We start from the raw sequence: 5,782 nt of genomic DNA, 5'->3' as shown, positions 1-5,782 counted from the left end.
CATCTTTCGATGCGCCGTGTTTCTTTTTTGTGAACATTTGATAATTTAAGTATTCAACATCGCTTACGCTTTGTTGGCACCTTCATCAAACGCCCACACTTATCGACTGTTAATTGTTAAAGAACTTGTTCTGTACTACCTTCTGCCGTTTGCTACGAAGCGTTGTGTTCGTTGCAGCAGAGAGGTGAGATTATGCAGCGTTTCGCGTTTCTCGTCAACCTCTTTTTTACTACCGCGCCTCCTTGGAGACGGCCCTGACAGAGTGCTAACTACTTGATTTCGTTAACCCTTTCTGTGGGGAGGCGAACTATAGCAAAGCCTCCCCGGAGTAGCAAGGCCTATTCCGATAACGTGGTCACGGAATAGCGTGGGTCGTCGCGGATGCTGTGCTGGGTAAACGGCAGCAGCGGCCAGCTCTTCTGCGAATACAGGGACAACTGATCGACATGGTAGGGCGACGCCGGATCGACCGACTGCCCATACAGCAGCATCGCCTGCGCGACCGGCCCCGCTTCGTCAAACGTCACCGTCTGCACATAGCTCGTTCCCCATGCAATCTGGTGATACCCGTCTGCCTGCAGCGCTGTCTCCATATGAATCGAGTTGTAGGAGCCATCGATATCGCCAATCGCTCCGTGCAGCGCCACCCGCATGCCATTGCGCGTATCGCTCTGGTAGTCGCCCAGGCGACCATCCAGCGGTACATTCAGCGCCTGCATCTGCCGTGCCGCGTCCTTCAACGCCGACAGCATGGCGGGCCCTGCGGCCGGAGCCAGTCCGCGCGGCGTATTCACTGGATCGGCCGCGTCCAGCGCCACAGCCCATTTGTCCGGAATAAGCGATGCCCGGTTCCAGAACTCGCGAAACAGCACCGCGCCGCGACTATCGAGATTGGCGTGCCTGTCCCATGCGCCCAATACCCGGCACGCTTGCGCCACCAGCACATCGGCGGACGCGCCGCACAGGGGCAGGAATTCCGGGAGCATCAATTCGGCCGCATACACGCGATTGGCAAACGCCAGCTCCTGCACGTCGCTCATGTGCAGGCGCGGCTTATTGGCCAGGACATCCTCGAGCTGCCTGAATCCGATCCGCGTGCGCAGCATCTGGGGCACCCCGGTCGCTCCGTACAGTGGCGAATAGCCCAACGGCGCCGGCCCTGTCAATAAGGCGCGCGGATTCGACAGCCAGTAACTGTCGTTCGAATTACCGACATAATCGCTGCGCATCATCCACGGCGCATCGACAGGCGAATGGACGCCCGCCGGTGCGCGCGCGTCGCTTCCCCAAGCGCACGCGCTGCGCGAGCCGTCGAACATCAGCAGCTGCGGCAGCACAAGGCAATCGGGCGCGAATTTGTCGGCGCCGACCTTGGGCACCACGCTGGCATCGGCATACAGCGCATTGCCATCGCGGTCGGCGGCCATGGTATTCACCCAGGGCAGTCCCACGATCTTGTCGAGCGACGCCTTGATCTCATTCACATTGCCGGCACTGCCCAATCCGATCCATTGTTCGATCAGGCGCGTATTGTGGCGATTGGCGTCGCCCAGCACGTGCACCGCCTGCGCCGACCAGGTAATGCCGGCGTCCGGCTTGACCAGCACCACGCCTTGCCTGGTGAAATAGAAGGTCTTGCTGCGCCTGGTCATACTGCCATCCGGCCGCAGGCTGTCGACGCTGACCGTTTTGGACGTCATTTTGGCGGGCACGCCATCATACAAATACGTCGTGCCACTCGGATCGCGCGTATCGAGCGCCAGCCTGAAGGTCGTGAAGTGCACCGCGCGGGTAACGGTATGCGTCCACGCCACATCCTTGTTAAAGCCGATGACGATCATCGGTATGCCACCCAGGATGACGCCCATGGCATCGTATCGCCCGGGAATGGTCAGGTGCGCCTGATAAAAGCGGTCGGTGCTGGTCCAGGGATAATGCGGATTACCGAGCAGGATGCCACGCCCGCTCGCCGTAGTGTCCTTGCCGAGCGCCAGTCCATTGCTTCCCAATTGCTCCCTGCTCAAACGGTCAAGCCTGCGCTGCAGAAAACCGGTATCGCTGACCCGCAGCTGCGCGCCCTTGTCCGCAAGCGCAACGCCGCCCTCGCGCGCGGCGTCCACAATCTCTTGCGCGAATACCTGGCCCGACGCGTGCAGCGCTTTCTCGGCCAATACCAGCATCATGTCCTCATAGCTGATCGGCCTGACCCACGCGGCCTTGTTGCACGCGCCAGGATAGCGTCCGGCATATTCCTTGAGATAGCGGTTATAGCCGGCCGCGTAACCCGTCAACAAGTCGCGCGCTTCCTGACTGCCGGCGGCATAGCCAGCCTTTAACTGCTCCGCGTCGAGATAGCCCTTGAAGAAGAAGTCGCTGTCCTCATTATTGAGTTTCATGAAATCGCTGTTGGCGCCATATTCACCGTTGGCCGCCGGCGTTGCCGCCTTATCCGCGCCGAAAAACCGCGAGCGCTCGCCGCGCACAGTCAGGATGGTATCGGCGAACATGCACACATTATCCTGGGCATAGGCATAAGCGAGGCCGTAACCGATACCGCGAAAATCGCGCGCCCGGATATGGGCGATGCCGTGCGAGGTGCGCGCCAGCTCGGCGCTGAACTGCGGACGCACCGCCGTCGACAGGCCCGGCGCCTCGTCACTGCGCCCGCAGCCGGCGATGGCAAGCGCGGCCAGGCTTGCCGCGCTTGCGGACAATACAAGACGATTGTGGTGAACTAAACCCCTGGACACGCATCTCATGGTGACTCCCTTTCACGGTGCCGGCCAGGATGGCCGACAGGCAATCGTACGAATGCCGGCCCTGACCGTATTGAGAGTAGTCAACAAAAGAAATCGCCCCATGCGCGCCGGTGCGCGCTTGTCGTGCGCATCAATCGTTAGTAGGGACTGGCGGTCGGGCGCACGACGATTTCACTCACGTCCACGTCGGCCGGCTGGTCGATGGCGAAGCGAATGGCGCTGGCGATGGCCGACGGGGCGATCGCCACACGGCGGAAGTCGCGCATGGCCTCGCGCGCCAGCGGGTCGGAAATCGTTTCCGCCAGTTCCGACTCGGTCACGCCCGGCGAGATGATGGTCACGCGGATGTCGCCGCCCACTTCCTGGCGCAAACCTTCCGACAGTGCCCCCACCGCGAACTTGGTCGCACAGTACACGGCGGCCGTGGGACTGACGGCATGGCCGCCGATCGACGAGAGGTTGATGAACTGGCCCGAGCGCTGCCCCCGCATCACGGGCAAGGCGGCGGCGATGCCGTGCAAGACGCCACGGATATTCACATCGATCATGTGATTCCATTCATCGACCTTGAGCGCGTCGAGCCGGGACAAGGGCATGACGCCGGCGTTGTTGACGAACACGTCGAGCCGCTTGTACACGTCGAGCGCGAAGGCCACGAAGCCTTGCACGTCTTCCAGGCGGCGCACATCCATGGCAAAACTTTCGGCGGCGCCGCCTTCGCCGCGGATTTCGGCAACCAGCGCGGTCAGGCGGTCGGCGCGGCGCGCTCCGAGCACGAGGCGGTAACCGTGGCGTCCGAGCAAGCGCGCGGTGGCCGCGCCGATGCCGCTGCTGGCGCCGGTGATGAGGACAACTTTCTGATGCAAATTGTGATGGCTGGACATGCGGTTCTCCTTGAAGTACGGACAGGTGCTGCATCTTACAAATCACGGGCGCGCCCGGAAATACACAGGACTCTCGCTTGATTGCCTATTTCTCCAGGGCGTTCAAGGCAGTGCGATGGACAATGATTCGAGGCTCGGTTGCGGGCGCGGCCTTGATGTGAAAAAAGTAAGATTCGAGGCTTTCGTTAGGTGTAATATTCGTCGAGGTACACATCGTCCCGGCCCCCGGCGACGGCGGGTGCGCATGGCCGCTGCTCACGGCAGCGGGGAACTTATAAAAAGAAAACTGGCAGCATTGCCGGAAGATTGTCTGGGGATGGGAATGGGTTTGACGGCGAACACCAAGGTCGGCTGGCGCAAGGGACGCGCGCAGCCGCGATCGTCCGATCACCCCTTACACAGCAATGCGAGGATGTTCTGAGTCAAGCATCCGTCAAGACCTACCTGCCGTGGGTCGTCGCCGCCGCGCTGTTCATGGAGCAGCTCGACGCGACCATCGTCAACACAGCGGTGCCGAGCATCGCGGCCAGCCTGGGCGTGAGCCCGCTCAGCCTGAAATCGATTGTCTCCAGTTATATCCTCAGCCTGGCCGTGGGCATTCCGGTCAGCGGATGGATGGCGGACCGCTTCGGCACGCGCCGCGTGTTCGCGGTCGCCATTGTGGTCTTCACGCTGGCCTCGGTCCTGTGCGGCATGGCGGTCAACGCACCGATGATGATCGCCGCCCGTTTGCTGCAAGGCCTGGGCGGCGCCATGATGATGCCGGTCGGCCGCCTCGCCATCATCCGCACCTTTCCCAAATCGGAATTGCTGGGCGCGATGAACTTCGTGATCATCCCGGCGCTGATCGGTCCGCTCCTGGGGCCGACCGTGGGTGGGCTGGTCGTGCACTGGGTGTCGTGGCGCTACATTTTCTTCATTAACGTGCCGGTCGGCCTGGTTGCGCTGTTCCTGGTGTTTCGCTACATGCCCGATTACCGCGCGGCACAGCGGCGCCCGCTCGATGTGGTCGGCCTGATCCTGTTCAGTTCGGGGACGGCCTTGCTGTCGTGGTTCCTGGAAATTTTCGGCGAGCACACGCTGGCGCCCTTGACCGCCGCGGCTATCCTGGCCTCGTCGCTCGGCTTGCTGGGCGCGTACGCGCTGTATGCGCGCGGCAGGAAGTTTCCGCTGCTGCGCTTGTCGCTGTTTCACATCCGCACGTTCCGCATTGCCGTGGTCGGCGGCTTTTTGACGCGGCTGGGATTGGGCGGGATGCCGTTTTTGTTGCCGCTGCTGTATCAGGTCGGGTTGGGTTTTCCGGCGTGGAAATCGGGCTTGTTGATGATGCCGGCGGCGATCGCGGCGATGGCGATGAAACTGGTGTCGCAACGCTTGCTGCATCGCTTCGGCTATCGCCAGATCCTGGTGGTCAATACTGTCTGCATTGGCTTGACGATCGGCCTGTTTGCTTTTGTCGGCGCCGGTACGCCGCTGGTCTTGATTGTGATGCTCGGGCTGACCCAGGGGTTTTTTAATTCGCTGCAGTTCTCGTGCATGAATTCACTTGCCTATGCCGATGTCGACGACCAGGATTCGAGCATGGCCAGTACCATCTCGAGCTCGTTCCAGCAGTTGTCGATGAGTTTCGGGCTCGCTGCCGGATCGCTGGTCACTGCCTGGTTCCTCGGCGACGTGCCGCAGACCGACCGCACCATGGTCATCAGCGCTTTGCATCATGGGTTTGCGACGCTGTCGATCATTACCGTGATATCGTCGCTGACCTTCTGGCGTTTGCACCAGGACGACGGCGAGAGTATCAGCCGCGGTACGGCGCTCAGGCTCCAGCGATAAGAAACGTGGTTCGATTGCAGGGAAGGGCTCGAAAGATGGCGCGCATATCATGAAAGAGATTGCGCCCGGACTCGCCCGAAAACCAATAATGCGATAGGACGTAGCCGGTTCTTACAGACGAAAAAAAACCCCACCTGCACGAAACGCGATTGAGCGCGTTGGCTGGTGGGGCGTTCTCATATAACTAGCCTGACGATGACCTACTTTCACACTGGTTGCAGCACTATCATCGGCGTAAAATCGTTTCACGGTCCTGTTCGGGATGGGAAGGGGTGGTACCGATTTACTATGGTCATCAGGCATAAC

At 61.0% G+C, this 5,782-nt stretch carries 3 protein-coding genes and 1 rRNA gene; 1 reads left to right on the top strand and 3 read right to left on the bottom strand.

Translation table 11 applies throughout. The annotated features are described in order from the left end of the window. Positions 1–338: 338 nt before the first annotated feature. The gene (locus F2P46_RS35380) at positions 339–2,714 is read right to left on the bottom strand and encodes a penicillin acylase family protein (RefSeq protein WP_229509593.1); all 2,376 of its coding nucleotides are present in this window, start codon (positions 2,712–2,714) and stop codon (positions 339–341) included. Between the two features lie 182 nt (positions 2,715–2,896). After that, positions 2,897–3,643, bottom strand: coding sequence for an SDR family oxidoreductase (locus tag F2P46_RS35375; RefSeq protein ID WP_166899147.1), 747 nt, complete (start codon positions 3,641–3,643; stop codon positions 2,897–2,899). Positions 3,644–4,060: 417 nt separating this feature from the next. On the opposite strand from F2P46_RS35375, the gene F2P46_RS35370 reads away from it, so the two are divergent. Next, positions 4,061–5,476, top strand: a complete 1,416-nt coding sequence (locus tag F2P46_RS35370) for a DHA2 family efflux MFS transporter permease subunit (protein WP_166899150.1) — start codon at positions 4,061–4,063, stop codon at positions 5,474–5,476. A 187-nt stretch (positions 5,477–5,663) separates the two neighbouring features. Here F2P46_RS35370 and rrf read toward each other — a convergent pair. Beyond that, positions 5,664–5,776: ribosomal RNA gene (rrf, locus tag F2P46_RS35365) — 5S ribosomal RNA — on the bottom strand. Positions 5,777–5,782: the final 6 nt, after the last annotated feature.

The organism is Massilia sp. CCM 8734, assembly GCF_011682155.1.
Taxonomy (GTDB): domain Bacteria; phylum Pseudomonadota; class Gammaproteobacteria; order Burkholderiales; family Burkholderiaceae_D; genus Telluria_A; species Telluria_A rubra.
Note: the sequence above shows the minus strand (reverse complement) of the source record. Positions and strands in the feature narration are given on the sequence as shown.